Origin of the sequence: Maritimibacter sp. UBA3975, assembly GCF_002384975.1 — a bacterium.
Taxonomy (GTDB): Bacteria; Pseudomonadota; Alphaproteobacteria; order Rhodobacterales; family Rhodobacteraceae; genus Maritimibacter.
On sequence record NZ_DGCP01000001.1, the window covers coordinates 1 to 20783 of the forward strand.

Below are 20783 nucleotides of genomic sequence, written 5' to 3' on the forward strand. Positions count from 1 at the left end.
CCAAGGGTGCTGACGGCAGACACCTGTCGCTCGACACGACGGGAACGACTGGCACGGTGGTTCTGAACGGGGGCGGCATATTCTATACGCCCGACGCGGCGGCGAACGCCCTGGCCTTGGGTGAGAGCCTTGTTGATACGTTCAGCTATGCCATCACGGACGGCAACGGGGGGCAGGACACAGCGACCGTGTCAATCACCGTGACCGGTGCGAACGACGCGCCCGACGCGCAGGACGATGCGTTCACCGGTGGCCAGGCAGGCCTTGGTGGAAACGTCTTGGCCGACAACGGGTCAGGCGCCGATAGCGACCCGGACACTTCGGATACGCTTGAGGTGGTCGCCGTCAACGGGCTTGCATCGCAGGTCGGGCAGGAGCTGATCATCCTGTCCGGGCAAACCGTGCGGCTTGAGGCTGACGGGACCTTCGTTCTGAACGGCAACGGGCAATTCGACGGCCTCGGCGCGGGCGAGAGCTTTGCCGGCACGATCCTGACCTACACGATTTCCGACGGAAATGGCGGGACCGACAGCGGGTCGATCTCGGTCGAGGTGTTCGGCGAGAACGATGCGCCCAATGCGGTGGACGATGCCTATACAACGGCGGAATCCGAGGGGTTCGTGGCGGATGTATTCCGGCCGGGCGATCCCGATGCGGACAGCGACCCGGACGGCGACGCTTTCAACGTCGTCGCCCTGAACGGTGCGACGGGCACGACACAGGTTCTGGCGTCTGGCGCAGTCATCACGCTCGTCTCGGCCGCGACCGGGCAGATCAGCTATGATCCCAACGGGGCCTTTGAGGGGTTGCTGGACGGCGAAACGATCGAAGACAGCTTTACCTACACAATTGCTGATGGTGCCGGGGCGACAGATACGGCGACTGTGACGGTCGAGGTGGTGGGCGAGAACGACGCGCCGGTCGCAGCGGACGATTCCAACGCTGGCGATCCGGTCATCGAAGCAGGAGTCACAGAGCCCGGTGACGACATCGCCACCGGCAATGTCCTGACCAATGACAGCGATGTGGACGCGACCGGCCCGCTGGTCGTGACCTTCGCGGATTCAGGCACGGGGGCGCCAGGGTCGGCCATGCCCGTCTCGTCGGGGGCGACGCAGGTGATCCTCGGCAGCTATGGCGCGCTCCTGATGGATGCGGACGGAACGTGGACCTACGACCTCGACGATCTGGACCCTGATACGGACGCGCTGGACGCGGGCGAGGTGGGCGTCGAGACGTTCACCTACACCGTGTCCGATGGCCTGGGCGGCACCGATACCGCCGTCCTGACCATCGACATTCAGGGCAGCAGTGACGATACGGCGCCCAATGCCGTCGATGATGCGATCTCGGTAAATGAAGACGCAAGCGTAAGCTTCGACCCGCGCGGTAACGATTCAGACGATCAAGGCGATCCCATTTCGTTGGTCAGCGTTGGCGCGGCGAGCAACGGCAGTGTCGTGATCGACGACAAGGGCACTGCGACCACGGCGGATGACGAGATCGTCTATACGCCGGATGCGGACTACGCTGGGACTGACAGCTTCACTTACACGATTTCTGACGGGCAGTTTACGTCCACGGCCACGGTCTCGGTCGATGTGGAAGCGGTCGCAGATACGCCAACCGTCAGTATTGGCCTGCCGCCCGTCCTAAACGACCTGACCCCGAGCGCATGGCCAGGCTTCGGGGACAAGACAGCTGACATCGGGCTCTTGGGTTTCCAGTCTGGTGCGGACGTGACCGCACTGAAGGACGGTGGCTTCATGCTGACATGGACCACGACGCCGACGATTTCGAATTCGACCCCGGTCTACCTCTACACGCAGGAATACAGCGCCGACGGTGTCGCCGTGACGCCCTTTACGCTCATACCACCCCAATTCGCGTACCCGTCCTATGGCCCGCTACAAGTGGGCCACGACACCGTCCAGCTTTCGAATGGGACGAAGGTGTTTGGCTGGGCGGAGTCCTCGAGCGCCTCGACCGACGGCATCCATGTCCGCATGGAGACCTCTGGCGGCGGGGTTTCGACCCAGACGCTCTACACCTCGGGTTCCCTGCCTGCCTCGGGCGTCGAGATCGCCGAGTTGGACGACGGCGGTTTCGTCGTCACCTTCGTGGCTCCGCTGGCGCCGTCGGGCTGGGCGCTCTATGCCCAACGCTTCGACGAGGCCGGGGTGGCGCAAAACGGGCTGACCGCGATCTACACGACAGCCAGTATTATCACTCCGCAGGATGTCGACGCTGTAGAGGGCGGTTATGTCGTTTCTTTCAACACGCCGGGCACCAGCGGCTACGCGACCTACGCCATTGTGAGGGAAAGTAACCTCGTCACGGACACGACGGTCGGCTTTGCAACCGCACAGGGCGGCAGCCTAACCACCGCGCGAGGGAACGACGTAGCGGGACTTGAAGACGGTACTTTCGTCTTGACGTGGGAGGCGGTCGGCAGCGGTGGCGATCTCGACATTCTCGCGGCTCGTTTCGACACGTCCGGCACCCAGGTTGGCGCGACACAGGTGGTCAATTCCGTAACGGCAGGCCAGCAGTATTCGCCGACGGTAATCGGTCTCGACGATGGTGGGTTCATGGTGAGTTGGACATCCCTCGTCGCCGGGTCTTCCGCCAGCAACGGCATCTATGGTCAGCGCTTCGATGCGACTGGCGCCAAGGTCGGCCCGCAAGTGCGCATCGACAACATCGCAAATGGAAATGAGTTCGCTTTCCTCGGCGATGGAATGGCGCAGCTTGCAGATGGGTCCCTTATCACCACATGGGGCGCGAATTTCGGAAGCGCGACGGACGTCCAGTACACCAGGACCGAGCTTTTGCGGCCGGTGAATGGCTACGAGGATACGCCACTGGCAATAGACGTCACGGCGGCGCTTTCCGATCTCGACGGGTCGGAAACGCTCACGCTGACCCTCGACGGTTTCCCGGCGGGGGCCACGTTCAACAAAGGGTCCGCCGGGCCCGGCGGTACATGGCTGATCGGAAATGCCGAAGACGAGGATCTATCCACCCTCGCCATGACGCCGCCCGCCGATTGGAACGGCACCTTCACCCTGAACGCCACCGCCACGTCGCAAGAAGCGACCAACGGCGATACGGCGTCCGCCTCGGCGTCCGAGACTTACAGGATCGGCGCGGTGAATGACGCGCCGGAGCCAGGGGTCACCAGCGCCACGACGACCGAGGATACGCCGGTGACGCTGGACGTCCTGAGTGCGGCAAGCGACGTGGACGGAGATCCCGTCGCCCTGGACGGCTTCACGCAGGGCGCGAATGGCACTGTCGATCTGGACGACCAGGGCGATGCGGATCCGTCGAATGATCGGATCGTTTATACCCCGGATTCAGATTTCTTCGGCTCGGACAGCTTCACCTACACAATTACCGATGGTGAGGGCGGGGCCGTCACACAGACTGTCGATGTGAACGTGGAGCCGGTCAATGACCTGCCCACGGCAAACGACATTTCCGGCAGCATAACCGAGGGGTCGCAGGTCAGCTCAGGGTCGGCCCAGCCGCTGATTTCCGGGCCGGTGACGACGGATCTGACGAGCTACTTCCTGCTTGAAGATGGCGGGCTCTTCATCGGCGGGGCGCGTACGCCCGGCACGACGGGAACGGCGACCGAGATTCACCAGACCTACGGCACATTCCAGGACGGCTACATCGTCCTGATGGACTCGGGTGTCGACACCGGCGGTCAGAGCCAGTTCACGGCGCAGGCCTTTGCGCTCGTGGGCGGGGTGATGACGGCGGTCGATGCAACGCACTGGAGCGCAAGCGGCTATTCAGGGACCGTGGATACCAGCGGCTCGGTGTTCACCGGCACCGGGGCGGATTCGAACTTCGACCTGAGGTTCGAAATCCTCGACCTGCCCGCGACGAACGACCGGAGCGTCAGTTACCAGCTCGATGCGCGCCGCCTCGACCTCGGCTCGGACGCGCCTGACAGCCTCATAACCCGTGCGGTGATCGAAGGGGAGCGGGTCACAACAGTGCCACCGGCTCCGATCACGCTGATCGCGAACGCGTCGGATGTGGAAGATGTGCCAGGCGACCTGACATTCACGGTGGACGACATCACAACGCAAGGGAGCGTCGTCAACAACGGGGACGGCACGTTCGACTACAGCCCGCTGGCTGCGTTCAACCATTTGGGCGATGGTGAGACGGCGCTTGATACCTTCAACTATACCGTCACGGATGCCGACGGCGGAATGGCGAGCGCGACGCCGACGATCCAGATCACCGGGCGCGACCCGGCCTTCTCCGATCCATTCTTCGAACCGGCAGAGGCCCCGATCCTGGTGGACGACCTGTTCAGCCTGACGAACACGGCCGGTCCAGAATCCTTCGACGTCTTGGCGAATGACAGTGACGCGAACAACGACCCGCTCACCATCGTCGGCGTGACCCAACCCAGCGCGGGGAGCGTGTCGATCTCGGGCAATCAGCTCTTGTTCACTCCCGGCGCGCCCTTTGAGGGGCTGGACCTCGGCCAGACCGCGCAGGTGAGCGTCGATTACTCGGTGACGGACGGCCTGTTTACCGAAACGGCGACCGCCACGTTCGATGTCACCGGCGATGTCGCGTTCGACCCCGGAACTCAGACCGCGACCGATACGGGCACCGGCCTCGTGGGTCAGGCGCTGACGTTACAGGTTACCGGGCCGGAAAGGACGAACGACGGCAGCGCGGATGCGACCGTAGACGTATCCATCGGTGACCCTGTCGATGGGTTGATCGACGTGATCTTCGTGATCGATCGGTCGGGTTCCACGGAATTCACCGGATCTTCCCTTATCGCCGGCGTGGGGGATCAGAACGGAGACCTTGTGGCAGACACCGTCCTCGACGCCGAAATCCTTGCCGTCAGCAACCTTGTCGATGCGATCGTGGCGGAGGGATTTTCCAATGGCACTGTCACGCTCACGCTGCTGCCATTCAGCAGTAGCCCGTCCACAGCACTCACGGTCACATTGGACGCGAGTGACGACCCGAGCGGTGGGCCGAGCGATGCCGAGGTCTTCAAGCAGTCGCTTTCGATGCTCAATGGGAACGGCGGCACGAATTACATTCCGGCGCTGGAAGAGGCCGGCGCGACATTCGACCAGCTCGAAGTGGACAACGGGGCGGTGTCTTCGTCGAAATACCTATATTTCGTCACCGACGGCGACCCTGCGGACAGGCTTTCGGATACCGAGCCAGATCCGTTCGCGCCGATCCGGGCAGTGACGGACCAGTTGACCGCAGACGGAGTCACGATGGCAGCGGTGGGGATCAACGCGAACCCCAATGCGCTGCGGCAGGATGCGCTCGACGCCGTCGACAACACTGGCGGCGGGGTATTCACCACGAATTTCGTTGATCTCGATGCCGCACTTCTCGCAGGGGCGCAGCCAGACGCTGCCCTGATCGGCGCGGACGTGTTCGTGTTCAACTCGGCCGGATCGCAAGTCGGCGCGCAATCCTTCACGGACGTGAGCTTCAGTACCTCGCCCTTCGGTCGTACACTTGATCTGCCAGGTTTGAGTGGGCTCGACTCCATCTATGGCGACATGAACGAACTGCTCGTGCAGGCGCATTTCGATACGGACGAGGATAACGTCTCAGATCTGACGCTCGAAACGTCTCTGGAAATCGCGGGTGCGCTTCCTGATGCGGTCCTGCTTTGACTTCAGGAGCCAGCCACAAGAGCCTTGGCGGCGAGTGCCGGCGAGACTGACCGTCGGCGGTTTGCCATAGGAACTTGGCTTTGGGCGGGGCAGGGCCTTCGCCAGCGTTCGACCATGCCCAATCCAACTCCATTCCGATTCTTCATGAAATCATCGGTTGGCGGTGCTTCTGAACCTTCGGATCCCGCTCTCCTAATGGAGTGTCGAAGACCTGCTCGAGGAAGGCCGCCCTGCAAGCCTAATAAGGGCAATGCGCAAAGTGGGCGGGCCACAGTCGATCATGACCGTCAAGTTGCGGAATTGGCAATGTTCCGATTCCGGCGCTCTGACCGAATGGCGCGGTCTGTGCGCGCAATAAAGGGCCCCGATACTGCCCTGGATGACACTGGTTGCCCTTAATCTGCCAGCGCTAGGAAACCCCTTTGAAAATTCGGGTCACGTTCTGGGCCACCACCGAGAACACGGTCCTACGTTCAATGCATGGTTCCGTCTCGCTCGGTTTCCGGGCGGATCAGATGCTCGCAAATCGACGCGGAGGACGGCAGTACAGTCGCGGTTTTGGGTGCGGGAATGTGCTGTAACGATCAAACGTCCACGATGAACATTCGTCCAGAAACTGCTGCGACTGACGCAGACTGAAAGCCAGAAACGCCGGAAATTTGACCATCTGAAAAAAAATGGCTTTTCCGTCGTTCATTCCCAGCCCTGTCTTTGACGAAAGTCCGGGGCCGGAGTGACCCTTTGGAACATGGGTGGGACTGGTCTTCGATGCGCCTCGAAAGCTCGTCGTGGTGTGTCGTCGGGATCGCCGCCCAAGAGGAAGTCAAAGGGACTCTGTCATGAACTCACTCAGCCAATTTCTCAGCGGCGCCGTCTTCTCGGCAGTTGCTGTGTCCACGCTCGCGCAGCCTGCGGTTGCCGAGTTCGCCGCCGTGGGCGATCCGAAACCAGCCGTGATCCTTTACGGACCAACCAATGACGGCGGCTGGTCGCAATCGATCGACGAGGCGCGCGTCAAGCTCGAGGGCGGCCTGGGTCTGCGCATCCCGCAAGCCGCCGAAATCCCCGAAAGCGCGACCGCGATCCGGCCTGCGGCCGAGCTCTTCATCGACCGCGGCGCCAACATCGTGATCGGATCGGCATTCGGGTATTCAGACACGTTCAAGGAACTCGCGGAAGAGTATCCGGACGTGATCTTCATCAATCCCGCCGGCATCACCAACAGCGACAACCTGAAATCCGTCTACGGGCGTACCTATGAAAGCCAGTACCTGTGCGGCATGGTCGCCGGCGGTCTCGCGGAAAACGGCAAGCTTGGCTTCGTCGCCGCCAACCCGTTCCCGCTCGTGAACTGGACGATCAACGCCTATCTAATGGGCGCCCGCGCCGTGAATCCGGACGCGGAATTGACCGTCGTGTTCACCGGCACCTGGGGTGATCCGGTCAAGGAACGCGCCGCGACCGAGGCGCTTCTTGAACAGGGCGTTGAAGTGGTCGGCCAACATGTCGACACCGCCACGCCGCAGATCGTCGCCGCCGAAGCAGGCATCTACGGCACCGGCCACCACCGCGATCTCAGCGAGTTTTCCGAAGCGACGCAGTGTTCGTCGGTCTGGACGTGGGAGAAATTCCTGGAGCCCGAAATCACCAAGGCCTCCGCGGGCGAATGGGAACCGGCCCCCTACGGCGCGTTTCTCGGCATCGCTGAGGGCGGCACCGATGTCTCGGTCACCGGCGACGCCGTGAGCGAGGACCTGAAAGCCGAGGTCATGGAAGCGCGCGACGCGATCATGTCGGGCGAGCTCCAGATTTTCGCAGGCCCGCTCAGCGACCGCTCCGGCGAGATGCGCGTCCCGGACGGCGAGGTCCTGTCGGACGCCGATCTCTGGGCGATGGACTGGTTCGTGCAGGGCGTAACCGGGGGCGAATAGCTTGTCGGAAGCACTTGCGCTCAACGCGGTAACGAAACGCTTCGGGGGCTTCGCAGCCCTCGAAGACGTCGATTTCCGGATACGCCGTGGCGAAGTCCACGCGCTCCTCGGTGAGAACGGGGCCGGGAAATCGACGCTGATGAATGTCGCCTGCGGTCTCTATGCCCCGGACGAGGGCACGCTTGCCTTCGATGGCGCACCGGTGGCCCTCTCGGGCACCCGCGAGGCGGTCGACCGTGGCGTCGGCATGGTGCACCAGCATTTCAAACTGGTCCCCGCCTTTTCCGTGCTCGACAACATCAAGCTGTTCAATCCGGGCCGCCCCACGGCCGAGATCGCCGAACAGGCCCGCACCTTCGCGACACGGATGGGGTTCGAACTGGACCTGAACGCGCGCGCAGGGGCCTTGCCGGTGGCCGAACAGCAGCGGCTCGAAATTCTCAAGGTGCTCGTCGCGGGCGCCAAGATCGTCATTCTGGATGAGCCCACCGCCGTCCTCGCCCCGCAGGAAGGGCTCGCGTTGATGGAGTTGATCCGCAGCCTCGCCGACGACGGGGCGGCCGTGGTCCTCGTTACCCACAAGCTGCACGAGGCTCTCAACCACTCCGACCGGATCACCGTGTTGCGGCAGGGGCGCGTCATTGCCGAAACCACGCCAGAGCGGATGGACCCTGCGCGCCTCACGACCCTCATCGTCGGGGAACAGATCGTGGAACAGCCTCAGCCGTCCGAAACCATCGGCGAGCGGTTGTTATGGATGAACAACGTCGAACTGCCCGGCACGGCAGGGCGCAAGGGTCTGACCGGTCTGGATTTCGAGGTCCGGGCGGGCGAGATCTACGGCTTCGCCGGAGTCGCCGGGAACGGGCAGTCCGAACTGGCCGATGTCCTCTCGGGTCTCGCCGCTCCAACGGGCGGGACGGTCTGGTACGACGGCCACAACATCACGCGCAACGACGCGCGGCAGCGGCGGCGCGACGGTTTCGCCGTGATCCCGGTGGATCGCTACCGCTACGGGCTGGCCAGCCGGATCGGCGTTGCCGACAACTTCGCGGTCAGCGGAGTACTCGCCGGGCGCTACGGCTCCTGGTTGCGCGTGGACCGGGCGCGGGCGCGGGCCGACGCGAAAACCGCGATCGGTGACTTCGACGTGCAGGGCGTGCGCAGCATGGGTCAACGCGCGGGGCTCTTGTCCGGCGGTAATGCCCAGAAACTGGTCATCGCGCGCGAGTTTCAGGGCGAGACCCGCGTCGTTCTCGCCCATTCGCCGTCGCGCGGGCTCGATGTGCGCGCGGGGGCCGCCGTTCACGACCGGCTGCGCGAGGCACGCGACGCGGGCGCGGCGGTCATCCTCATCTCTGAGGACCTCGATGAAATCCTGCTCCTCTCCGACCGGATCGGCGTGCTCAGCGACGGGCGGCTGGCGGGAGAGTTCACCGCGCCGGTCACCCGCGCGGAAATCGGCGAAGCGATGGTGTCACATGGCGATCACTGAAGGCATGAGCGAGGATGCGACCGCAAAGTCCAAGCGCCGGTCCCTGAGGCTGGTTCCCATCCTAGAGCCGCGCCGGGACGTGAGCGACGGATTCAGGATCGGGGTCTATGCCGTCAGCCTGCTGCTTGCCGCGCTTCTGTCCGTGGCGTTGCTCGCGCTGTCGGGCGTCCCGCCCTCTGACCTGTTTCGCGAAATCGCGACGACCGTCTTTTCCTCGCCCCGCGCGCTCGGCTCGGTGCTGGCCCAGATGGCCCCGCTCGTCGTGGCAGGTCTTGCCACCGCCATCGCCTTCAGGGCGAACTTCTGGAACATCGGGCTTGAGGGTCAGATGATCCTCGGCGCGATCTTCGCCACCGCCGTCGCGATCTTCGACATCGGGCCCGAGGCCCTACGCCTGCCGCTCATGGCGATGGCGGCTGCCCTCGGTGGCATGGCCTGGATCGCCGGTCCCGCGATGCTCAAGAGCCGCCTCGGGGTGAACGAGGTAATCACAACGCTGCTCTTGAACTACGTGGCCTTCAACCTGCTCCTGCATCTGCTCTACGGCGGATGGAAGGATCCGGTCAGTTCATTCCCGCATTCCGAGCAATACCAGGACTTCGAACGCCTGCCTCCGCTGGGCTGGCAGAACCTGACCTGGGCGCTGCCCATCGTGGGCTTTCTGTCGCTCGTCCTGTGGTGGGTCTATTCGGCCAGCCGGTTCGGCTACTTCCTCGATTTCCTGTCTAACAACCGCGACATGGCGCGCGCGATGGGGCTGCCGGTCGTGGGCCTGTCCCTCGCCGCGATCCTTGGATCGGGCGCCATCGGCGGGCTGACCGGCTTCGTCATCTCGGCGGGGATCGAGGGGCGCATGACGCAGGATTTTCACGTCGGCTACCTTTTCAACGGTGTGCTCATCGCCTTCATCGGGCGCAACCATCCGGTGGGGGTGGTCATCACCGCCTTCTTCATGGCCGTGCTCGTACAACTCGGTCAGAGCCTTCAGGTCTTCTTCGGCACACCGTTCTCGGTCGTCCGGCTCACGCAGGCGCTGTTCATCATCTGCGTCGCAGGGTCCGAGTTTTTCCTCACCTACAAAATGCACTGGAGGAGCGCGGCCTGATGGAGTTCCTTGCCAACTGGATCATCAACATTCCGGGTTTCGCCGTGCCCTTTGCGCTGGCGGCCTTGGGCCTGATCTTTTCCGAACGCGCCGGGGTGCTCAACCTCGGGGCGGAAGGGTTCATGCTCGCCGGGGCGCTGGCCGGTGCTGGCCTCAGCCTGACCGGGGCGGAGCCGCTGGTCGCCCTCGCAGGCGCCACGGTATCGGGGGCGGCGATGGGACTCCTGTTCGCAGCTCTCGCCGTCAGCCTGCGGGTGAACCATGTGATCTCGGGCCTCGCGATCGTGTTCTTCGCGCAGGCCCTCACCAGCTATATCGCGACGCAACAGGGTTGGACAAACCGCAGCTTCGCGGGCCTCGGTCCCATCGCGCTCCGGCAGGACCTCCTCGTTTTCGTGACGCCGGTCCTGTGCCTCGGCACGGTCTGGGTGCTTGGCGCGACCCGCTTCGGCCTGTCGCTTCGGTCGGTGGGTGAAAACCCCGGGGCTGCCGATGCCGCCGGGATCGACGTGACCGCGACGCGTCTGGCCGCCGTTGTGATCGGCGCAGCCCTGATGGGGCTCGCTGGCGGGTATCTGACCGTCGCGGTGTCAAAGGTCTGGGTCGACGGTGTGGTCGGCGGCCGGGGCTGGATCGCCATTGCGCTCGTCATCTTTGCCCGTTGGCACCCGTGGCGCGCACTGGCAGGGGCCGTCCTCTTCGGCTGCATCGAGGCGCTCATCCCCCGCGTCAACGCCGCCGGTTTCGCCGTGCCGCAATACTTTCTCCAGATGTCTCCTTACCTCGCGACCCTCGCCGTCATGGCTTGGTCGGCGAAACGCGGCTCCGACATCTGGTCTCAACCGGCGGCCCTCGGCCGTCATCACATACGAGAAGAGCGCGACTAAGCGCCCAAGCCAAACCAACCTGAAAGGGACCTCGATATGATCCTGTACGAACCACCCAAAGCCGCGACGGAAGTTCCCGTCATTGATCTGACCGACAGCTTTTCGGACGACCTCGACAAGCGCAAGAAAGTGGCCTGGGAAATCCAGAAGGCCTGCATCGACCCCGGCTTCTTCTACATCAAGAACCACGGGATCGCACAGGAGGTGATGGACGCCCAGCTCGACCTCGCCGCGCAGTTCTTCGACCTGCCGCTTGAAGAGAAGATGAAGCTCGACTCCGTTCACGAGGCCAGCACCCGTGGGTACGAGCCAATGGCGGCCCAGACCCTCGACGAAGGGTCGCCGCCCGACCTGAAAGAGGGGTTCATGTCCTCGGTCAATGCGGATGAAAACCACCGCTACACCAAGCTGAACGTGCCCGGCACCGGTCTGAACCAGTGGCCGACCGAGGTGTTTCCGGAATTCGAAGTGAAATACGAGGCCTACGCGCAACGCGTGATCGAACTGGGTCGCCATCTTGCGGGGATCGTCGCGTTGTCGCTCGAGCTGCCGGAAGATTACTTCGCCGCCGGTCTCGAAGAGCCGCTGCATTATTGCCGTATCCTCAAGTACCCGCCGATGCCGAAAGACGCGGCTGAGAACCAGCTGGGCGCCGGCGCGCATTCGGACTGGGGCCTGCTCACGCTCTTGCTTCAGGATAACATCGGTGGACTGGAGGTGCGCAATGCCAATGGAGACTGGATCGCCGCACCGCCGATTCCGGGCACCTATGTCGTGAACCTTGGTGAGATGTTCCCCGTCATCACAAACGATCGTTACAAAGCGACGATGCACCGCGTGCTGAACAACCACTCGGACAAGACGCGCTATTCCTGCCCGACTTTCGTGGACCCGGAATACTTCTACAAGGTCGAGATCGCGCCAACGATCCTTGAGCATGACGGCGAGGCGAAATACCCGCCCATGACGGCCGGTGAGCATCTGCGCGCGCAGTTCGAAAAGTCCTTCGGCGTGGCAGCGGCGTGAGGGTGGCATGAACCTATTGATGCAGGTCAGCCTGTTCTCGGAAGAGTTCATCGCGCTGTCCGAGTTCTATCGCGACGTCTTCGAACTGCCGGAGGTCGTAGACCTCCGCTCCGACGTGTTCCGAGGCTACATGGCGGGTGAGGTGATGGTCGGTTTCTCGGCCATCGCCGCCTATGAGATGCTAGGGCTCGACCAGCGGATGCCGGGCGAACACGACCAGACGGCCTTCACATTCAAATGCGAAACGAAGGATGCGCTGGACAGCTGTCTGGAAAAGGCTCTCGCACGCGGCGGGACCATCGTGCAGGAGCAGTTCATGACCTACTACAACTGGTACATGGCCGTCCTGCGCGACCCGGACGGCAACGCGATCCGGCTTGCCTGCACCACGCCGTAAATCCCACTTGAAAACCGGTTCCGCGCGGTGACGCGCCGCGCGGAACCTCAGCGAGGGAACGCCATGAAAGCATATGTGAACGGGGCCGAAACGGACCTCCCGGACGACGTCTTCTGCGAATGGGTCGACCGCCCAGATACCGCGGTGATTTCCATCGACATGCACGAGGGACACTTGTCCGAAGATCCGATGTGCCCATGCCCCGCACCCCGCGGTCGCGCCATCATCGAGCCCGTCAATGTCTTCCACCGTGCGGCACGCGCGATGGGAGTCCCGATCATTCACGTCCGCTCGACCCTGAGGCCGACGGGCGAGGACGATCTCAAGGGAAAGCATCCCGCAGCCTGGCGCACCCTGGTCCAGTACTACGCCGACCCGCTTCCGGGCATTTCAGAGCACGCGATTGAAGGGTCCCGGTGGACGGAATTCTGTACCGAAGTCTTGAACGACGATCTGAAAGTGCTCACCAAACGTCGCCTTTCGCCTTTCTTTGCAACGGACCTCGACTTCCTTTTACGGTCCATGGGGATCAAGCGAGTGGTCTTGAACGGAGGTATGACGGATTGTTGCGTCCTGAACGCAGCGTTCGACGCCTCCAACCTGGGCTACCGGGTTTGTGTCGCAAAAGACCTTGTCGCGGGCTCCAATTCAGAGATGGAAGATGCAGCTCTAAAGATGGTTTCGCTCCATCTCGGTGTCGTCTTGGACAGCGCAGAAGTCTTGTCGACTTGGAAGGATGACCATATGGAAAGCGCTGCCCCAACACCCGAAATGCCGGTTGCCTGAATTTTTCAGAAGCTCGGCTTTGGGTGGATTGATCTCCACGAGCGGCGGGATTCATGGCTCCAGAACCCAGCGGTGACGTGAGTTACCTTGTTCGACTGACCAACGAACAGGCGGGCAGGTTTTCCCGAGAAGGGTCAAGAATTCGGAAAGAGGATAGCGCCAACTCCCCGTTACAATGTATGCTTTTCTAATCGTGTCTGACGGGCTGTCAGGATTTTGGTCTCATCTCCGATCCGGAGGTCCCATCATGTCTTATTCTCCCCTTTCAGCAATCGTCTGCATTGTCGGTTTCGCGTTGTTTTCCGCCTCGGCTTCAGCTCAGGGCGTGGGATCTGTCGAACCGGCTCCCTGTCCCGTGGCGCTCACCTACGAGGGCGAGGCCGAAGGAGAGACCTATGGTTGCGGCGTCATCCTGGTTCCGCTCAATCACGCCGATCCGGCCAGGCGTGTGATCGAACTGGTCTATCTCGGGCTGCGGTCGACGCCTTTGTCTCCAGCGCCGGACCCGATGGTCTACCTGTCAGGCGGGCCGGGCGGCTCGGCTCTGCACAAAATTTCCAGAAATGCGATCGTCAGCTTGAACATGACCGCAACCCGGAAGCGTCGTGACGTGATCTTCTACGATCAGCGCGGCACCGGGTATTCCACGTTACTGGCCTGCGGGCCTTTCAACGCGGCCGTCGGCGTTGTTGGGGAACTCTATTATGACCGGACAAGCGTCGGCATAGAGCAGCTCGAAGACATCGCCGAGGGCGCGCGCGCAGACGTTCTGACTCTCTTGACTTGCGCCGCCAGTTATCAGGGTGCGGGATTCGACCTGTCTCAGGTGCGCGAAACGATGTGGGCGATCCATGACTTGGCCAGGTCGATGTCGGGTGGCTCCGAACGGACTACCGTTTCACTCGCCGTTCTCTACAACATCAACTGCGCCGAGGACATTGGCTTCACGCCCGTCGACGAGGCGCAGGCCTATTTCGACGCTTCGCCCTATCCCGGTCCTCTGACATTCGGGATTCAGGACTACGAGAACATAACTCTCTTCTGCCGGTTCTTTCCCGCGCCGTTCACCAAAGACGAGATGATGAGCCCGGTGGACAGCGACACGCCGGCGCTTCTCTTCCTGGAAGGGCTCGACACGCACACAGCCTATCCCTTCGGCCTTGTCGCGGCACGAACTCTGCCGAACAGTCATAACGTGACATGGCCGAGCGAAGGGCACGTCATGGCGGCGCGTAGTGTCAACGGCTGCGACGGAGCAATCGCGGCAACATTTCTGGACGACCCTTCGCGCGAGCCGGATATCGGCTGTTCGCAGGCGGATTACGACACGCTGCCGTTTCAGTCAGCGATCGAGTCGTGGAGTGGCTATGTCGCGCAGTAAGAAGCACTTGGACATCTGTCTCTGCCGAGACCGCGACAACAGTAGACCGCGTCCCCCCATATCAACCGATCCGACGAGGAGGCCTCAATGACGCCCGACCAGATCATCGCTACCGTTATCTCCTTGCTGTCGGCAGAGCCGAACCCCGAATTCGACACATTGCGGGAGGGTGGGCACGACAACCGGTATCCGGTCTCCATCGAGAACTGCACGCGTCCGCTGGGCCCGCTGGAAGTCGAGGGACACACGGTGATCTGCGGTCGTATCGATGTACCGGAGGATCATGATGTCGAGGACGGCAACACGGTTCCGATCGCCTTTGCGGTGCTCAAGGCGCGATCCAAAGCGCCGGCGGAGGATCCGGTCGTCTACCTGCATGGGGGCCCGGGCGGCAATGCCGTTCAGGACATCCAGTTCAACGCGGGGATTTTCGATTTCCTGCGCGACCGGCGTGACCTTGTGTTCTTCGACCAGCGCGCCTCGGGTCTCTCGGACCGAACGGTCGCCTGCTACAACGAGTTCGCGGACGACTTCATGGACTTCGCGCGGCCGAACCCCGCCGAGATGTTTTCGCCCGGGGGGCCTCTCGCGACATGCATGGCAGAAACCATGGAGTCCGGTGTCGACGTCAGCCTGTACAACACGACCCAGAGCGCCAAGGACGTGCGCGCCATCATGCAGACGCTGGGCTACCCGATCTACAACGCCTTTGGCGTGTCCTACGGCACCAAGCTGGCGCAGGAATTGATGCGCACGGCGCCGGAAGGTCTTCGCAGCGTGGTGATCGACAGCATAAGCCGGGTGGACAATCCCGCTTACGACACCAACGGAGTGCCGATCGACCAGGCCCTGGGGTGGATTGTCGACCTCTGCGCCGAGGACGCGGGCTGCGCGGCGGCCTATCCCGACCTGGAGGCGACAGTGAACGATGCGGGCGACCGGCTGGCCGAAACACCGGTCTCTCTCGGCGGAGGCAAGATCGGCCCGAGGCTCATCTCGCAGCTGCTGGAGCAGAGCAACCACACCAATGCGGCTTATACCGCTTACATGCCTCAGATACTGACGGAGCTGAGTCGAGGGGAGACTGCGACGCTGGAGCGCCTGACCTCGGGTGGCTTCATGAGCGCCTCCTCGCCCGCCGCGATCGTGGCGCAATATGGCGACGGTCTCGACCGGATTGACGCGACGCTGGCTGCTGCCATCCTGCAGCAAGCCGAACAGCTGCGCGGTCTCGAGACCACGACCGGTAATCTGTTGTCGGCGCTCGCCGAAGATCTTTCTCCCGCCGGCGCGGCGGGGACCGAGCAGATGCTTGACGGTGCGCTCACCGAAGTTTCCCGGACAATGGAGGCCGACGACTTGATGGCGATGATGCGCGACTACGTCGGCTTCATCGCCCGTGACCCGTCCCGCACCGACATCGAGACCTTCGTGCGGACCCATGTGCCTGACGTAGCGCGCGCCCGACTGCTGGGCCTTGTCGCGGCGATGGACGACGACGATGTCACGGCCTTCTTCCAGAGGGCGCGACACGATTCCGCGCGGCTGACCTCGGGCGCGCGGATGATGCTGACGCTGGGCTTCATCGCCTGCCAGGAAGACTTTCCGTTCAACTCGCGGGAAGGCTACGACGCGGTCGCAGCAGACTACCGGTTTCCGTTGGTCGACGCCTACGAACGCGAGGATGTCGGGCCGCTCTACGGCTTTTGCGACCTGTTCGAACATCACCCGCGCGAGGGATACCACGAACCAGTGGAGAGCGACCTGCCGGTTCTGGCGATGTCAGGGATGAAGGACACCGCGACCAACCCGGACGCTGCCAAGATGGTGTCCCGTACCTTGCCCAACGCTCAAGCGCTTCTGTTTCCGGAGGCAGGCCACACGGTGATTCAGTTTTCCCAATGCGCCCGGGATATTGCGGCGGGATTCCTGGAGAGCCCCGGCGAGCCCGTGAACGACGCCTGTATCCAAGGGTTGCGGCCCACCTTCTATGTCCCAATGGCTTCGGGGAGGTAGTAGAGGTTTTTCAAATGGCGATTGTAGATTTTACAAACCCACGATCCGAGCGAATGACGCAGTCTCTGCGCAGAGAAAAGGACAGCGAATCTACCGTTCCTGGGCCCGGTCCCAATGAGACACCATGATGCGACTTGAGCCTCCGCAGAGTGGCGATTAGCGTTCGGAAATGCGCAAGCCCAAAACCATACCGTGAGGTGATGAGGTCCCCGGAGCCAATCCAATTCGCAGAGCTATCATGAGTGCCAGCGGTGCCGCCGTTGTGATAGCGCGGCGCGGTCTGCGCACGGGAAAACGCGTGGCATTGCCATTTCACCTGCCAGTGACGCCAGAATGCTCAACAATCAGCGTGCTGGGCCCGCGAACCGCGGTCACAGGCGGGGTGCGCACATGATAATCTGCCATGCACGCGAACTGATCTTTCTGAAGGGGCGCAAGGTCGGGGGCACGTCTTTCGAGATTGCCCTGTCGCTGTCATGCGGGCCGGGGGACGTCATCACGCCCCTGACGGAGGCAGATGAAGCTCTGCGGGTGCGTCTCGGCGGGCGAGGGGCCCAGAACTACGCTCGGGTGCGATGGCCGGGGCAGTGGCGCGCCCGATCGGTGGCGTTCCGCAACCACAGCCCGGCCGCCCGGGTTCGTGCCCAGGTGCCGGACTGGCTCTGGTCGCGTTACCGCAAGATCGCGATCTCGCGCGACCCGTTCGAGGTCGCGGTTTCGCGCTACTTCTGGCGCCGCGCCCGGGGCGCAGAGACCGAGGATTTCGGCGAATTCGTCGACAGTCACCGAAACCGCCTTGCCGCAAATGCCCGCATCGCGCCCTTTGAGGGACCCGACAGCGTCGATCACTTTCTGCGCTATGACCGCCTTGCCTTTGACGCGGCCGCCGTCGGCCTTTCAGATGTATACGACGCGATGCAATCTATTGCGGCCAAAGCAGGAGTGCGCCCGCCCGAAGCGACCGCCGCGGCGCTCTATTCCCGCCACCCACATGCCGCCGCCATTATCTCCGAGACCTGCGCGACCGAGATCGCACATTTCGGCTACCGCCAACCTGTCTGACATCCCGCAAATCCTTGTTGCGAGGCCCGCCACCTTGCCCTATACCGCGCGGGCAACGCACCCGTAGCTCAGCTGGATAGAGCGCTGCCCTCCGAAGGCAGAGGCCATAGGTTCGAATCCTATCGGGTGCGCCAGCTTCCACAGGTAAGCCACTGTTATCCTTCAGTTTCAACACTGGAGCGCAGGAGGCTTAGACCATGCCGGGGCCAAATCGGCAGCCTTCACACCGCGGAGCGAAGCTCCAGGTTCAGGTTCAGATTTGAACCCCGGAGCCAGTTGGTCAGGGTCAGTCGCGCCATTTTCTCTTGGTGGGTCAGATGTTTAGAGGGCCAGCCGTCTCACAGGAATTGCGACTGAATATCCCAAGTCACCCATCGTATCGCTCGCCGCGGTCTTGGTGGATCATGTTCCAATCATTCAAGACCCCAATGTATTTGGGGCTTGTGCCCACCGCGGGTGGCGGAGCCGTAGTCTGCGGCTGGTCCAACAGTTCAATCGGGGGGCCGGATTTGCTGCGCGCTCCGTTCGGTTCGCCGGACTGCAAAGGCGGTAACCGCTGGCCCGAAGACGTCGAAAATGACGCTGGAGGCGATGATGATGGGGACGATCAGAGCCTCGCTCTCGGGCATGACTTCGGCCGCGACGAGCGCCATTCCGACCGCCACCCCGGCCTGGGGCAGGAGTGCGGGCCCGTAGAGCGGGCGTTCCTTTGCCGGCACGCCGCCGAAATACGCACCAAGCCAACCGCTGACGATACGAGCGAGGATTCTCAGGGTGACATATGCCGCTGCCCATCCGGCGACCGAAACGAGTTCGCGCAGGTCGAGGGTGGCGCCCGCGAGCAGGAAGAACAGGAGAAGGAACGGCAATTCGACCCGCTCCGTCTCATTGAAGGCATAGTCATGGTGACGCGCGAAGTTTGCGATCACCGCGCCCGCCGTCATGCCGGCGATCAGGAACGAGACTTCAAGCCAAAGGGCGAGGCCAGCCGTCAGAAAGACGACGCCAAGGGCTTCGATCATCTGCGGCTCTCCGGGCTTCAGCCGCCCGGTGAGATAGGCGGATGGCGCCCCGATGAGGAGCCCCAGGAGAACCGCACCACCAATATCATGGAAGACGGTCGTCGCCGGGCCCGCCCAATCCCCTGATGGCGCGACGAGCGCAAGACAGAGGCTGAAGACCATCACCCCCCAGACATCGTCGATCGCAACGATACCGGTGAGGGTCTCGGTGAAGCCGTTCTGGATCTTTAACTGACGGATCACGTCCGCGACGGCCGGCGGGGCGGTCGCGGTCGCGATGGCGCCGAGCAGCAGCGCCGCGCCGGGGTCCAGTCCCAACGCGAGAAGCCCACCCCAGACGATCAGCGTGGTGCCGAGGACGATCGCGAGTGAGATGGCGAGGATCGCACGCCCATGCTGCGCGAGTTTCTTCCGCGTGAGGTCGGCGCCGAGAAGGAACGCCACCATGGACAGTGACACGACGGTCATCGGCTCGAACCAAGCGCGGGCTTCGGGCGGCACGAGGTCGAGGCCGGACCGGCCCACCAGAATCCCGAACAGGAGCAGAATGGTGACACGCGGCAAACGGGTCAGGCGACCGATGTGTTCGGCCGCCAGCCCGCCCATGAACAATGCACCGAACGTGATGAAGAGGATCGCCTGATCCAATGCCCTGTCCCTAGCGCAACAGGTTCAGCTCATCCATGTCGATGCCAAGAGGCTCTCCCAGGTCCTCGATGGAATCGTAGAGCAGTTCGAGCGAGTAGGCCGGGTTGTGGGCGAAGTTGCCCGGATCGGCTGTCACCAATTTCCAGTTGAACGCCGTGCGCAGGCTGCGCGGGGTCCAGGAATCGTAGGGTATCGGCCGGCCTTCGGCGTTCATATCGATCTCGCCGTCACCGTTGGCATCGGCGAAGAAATACGGATACCGGTTGCCATCGTAGATCACCGGCGCTCCGACAACCTCGTCGGTGTAGTCCCGCAGCAACTCCAACAGCAACTGGGCGTTGGCGGTGATGTCCGAGACGATCCCCACGCCGGTATTTCCGCTGCCATCATAGCTTTGGCGCGCGATCCGGATGTCCTCTGGCGCGTTGGCCTCGTGGCAGGTCAGGCAGGGTTCGAACTCGACCTCGAGCGTGTGCGGTTCATGGCAGGAATTACAGCTGGCGACCGGGCGCGCGTGGAAGAAACGCCCCGAGTACTCCTTGCCGTCGTAGTGGTAGCCCGCGGCGCCATAGCCTCCGAGCCAAGTCGCGGCCGCGGTGGCGTAATGCGGGTTGATGAACTTGAGCTCGCCATTCGGCTCGTCGTCGGCCATCCCGGTGGTTGCGCCCGCGACCGTGGCGCCCGCGGCGCGGCCCTGGTGACAGGTCAGGCACGAAGCCTCGACCCCTGTGACCGGATGCACAACACCGCTCGGGAGCGTAACGTCCTCGATCTGGGCAAGGCCGGCATTGTGACAGGTGCCGCAATCGACCACGCCACCGGTGTTAATCGGGCCATCCACCACGCCCGCCGGGGTGCCGTCGAGCCCGTGGAAATCCCGGAATCCCTCGCCGGAGTGGCAGGTTGCGCAGGCGGGCTGGACTTCGCCTTCGTCGTCCCAATGGCGGAACGCCTCTGCCGCGGCATTGGCATGGGCCGAGCGGAACCAGTTCGTGATCGCCTCATTGTTCTCGATGTCGATGTCCGCGGGCTTGAACGGTCCGGCCTGGGGCAGGGCGAAGGGCACCACCTCCTCGGTATCGGACTCGGCGTTCTGGGCGAAGGCCGCGAGACCAACGGTCATCAGGGCGAGGAACACTCCGGCAAACAGGGGGCGGGCAACAGGACGAAGAAGAATTGGCACGATCGGTCTCCTCTCGAGAACGGGTCGATGAAGCAAGGTCAATGCGCCGAGTATGACGGCGCTACGGCTGCCATACTTTGATCTGGCTCATATTAGGCATTGGATCCCCTTGCTACGCTTCAGCCTCGAGGCCTCGTCGCGTGAAAGCGCATTC

Annotated in this window: 13 protein-coding genes and 1 tRNA gene; 12 read left to right on the forward strand and 2 right to left on the reverse strand. The window is 63.0% G+C overall.

The genetic code is table 11. The annotated features are described in order from the left end of the window. The 12 genes from B2585_RS00005 to B2585_RS00060 all read left to right on the forward strand — a co-directional run. The coding region (locus B2585_RS00005) for an Ig-like domain-containing protein (protein WP_292018941.1) at positions 1-5690 on the forward strand (5690 nt) is incomplete at its 5' end. An 839-nt stretch (positions 5691-6529) separates the two neighbouring features. Beyond that, on the forward strand, positions 6530-7621 hold the full coding sequence (locus tag B2585_RS00010) for a BMP family ABC transporter substrate-binding protein (protein ID WP_292018942.1): 1092 nt from the start codon (positions 6530-6532) through the stop codon (positions 7619-7621). Position 7622: 1 nt separating this feature from the next. Next, positions 7623-9116 carry an ABC transporter ATP-binding protein gene (locus B2585_RS00015; protein WP_292018943.1) on the forward strand — a complete coding sequence of 498 codons (1494 nt, stop codon included), beginning with the start codon at positions 7623-7625 and terminating at the stop codon, positions 9114-9116. Further along, positions 9103-10221 (forward strand): ABC transporter permease, encoded by a 1119-nt coding sequence (locus B2585_RS00020; RefSeq protein WP_292018945.1) that lies wholly within the window; start codon positions 9103-9105, stop codon positions 10219-10221. Before B2585_RS00015 ends, B2585_RS00020 begins: the two co-directional genes overlap by 14 nt. Beyond that, positions 10221-11108, forward strand: coding sequence for an ABC transporter permease (locus tag B2585_RS00025; protein WP_292018946.1), 888 nt, complete (start codon positions 10221-10223; stop codon positions 11106-11108). The genes B2585_RS00020 and B2585_RS00025 overlap by 1 nt, the downstream gene beginning before the upstream one ends. Positions 11109-11144: 36 nt before the next feature. After that, entirely contained in the window at positions 11145-12134 is a 990-nt protein-coding gene (locus B2585_RS00030) for an isopenicillin N synthase family dioxygenase (protein ID WP_292018947.1), read from the forward strand. A gap of 7 nt (positions 12135-12141) precedes the next feature. Continuing rightward, a complete protein-coding gene (locus B2585_RS00035) occupies positions 12142-12531 on the forward strand; it encodes a VOC family protein (protein WP_292018948.1) in 390 nt (129 codons plus the stop codon). 63 nt (positions 12532-12594) lie between these two features. Then, entirely contained in the window at positions 12595-13317 is a 723-nt protein-coding gene (locus tag B2585_RS00040; RefSeq protein ID WP_292018949.1) for a cysteine hydrolase family protein, read from the forward strand. Between the two features lie 355 nt (positions 13318-13672). After that, on the forward strand, positions 13673-14698 hold the full coding sequence (locus B2585_RS00045) for an alpha/beta hydrolase (protein WP_292018951.1): 1026 nt from the start codon (positions 13673-13675) through the stop codon (positions 14696-14698). An 87-nt stretch (positions 14699-14785) separates the two neighbouring features. Continuing rightward, entirely contained in the window at positions 14786-16714 is a 1929-nt protein-coding gene (locus B2585_RS00050) for an alpha/beta hydrolase (RefSeq protein WP_292018952.1), read from the forward strand. Between the two features lie 390 nt (positions 16715-17104). Then, a complete protein-coding gene (locus B2585_RS00055; RefSeq protein ID WP_292018953.1) occupies positions 17105-17776 on the forward strand; it encodes a hypothetical protein in 672 nt (223 codons plus the stop codon). Between the two features lie 57 nt (positions 17777-17833). After that, a tRNA-Arg gene (locus B2585_RS00060) sits at positions 17834-17910 on the forward strand. 357 nt (positions 17911-18267) lie between these two features. Here B2585_RS00060 and B2585_RS00065 read toward each other — a convergent pair. Further along, positions 18268-19446 (reverse strand): cation:proton antiporter, encoded by a 1179-nt coding sequence (locus B2585_RS00065; RefSeq protein WP_292018954.1) that lies wholly within the window; start codon positions 19444-19446, stop codon positions 18268-18270. A gap of 10 nt (positions 19447-19456) precedes the next feature. Beyond that, a complete protein-coding gene (locus tag B2585_RS00070; protein WP_292018955.1) occupies positions 19457-20629 on the reverse strand; it encodes a cytochrome c3 family protein in 1173 nt (390 codons plus the stop codon). Positions 20630-20783: the final 154 nt, after the last annotated feature.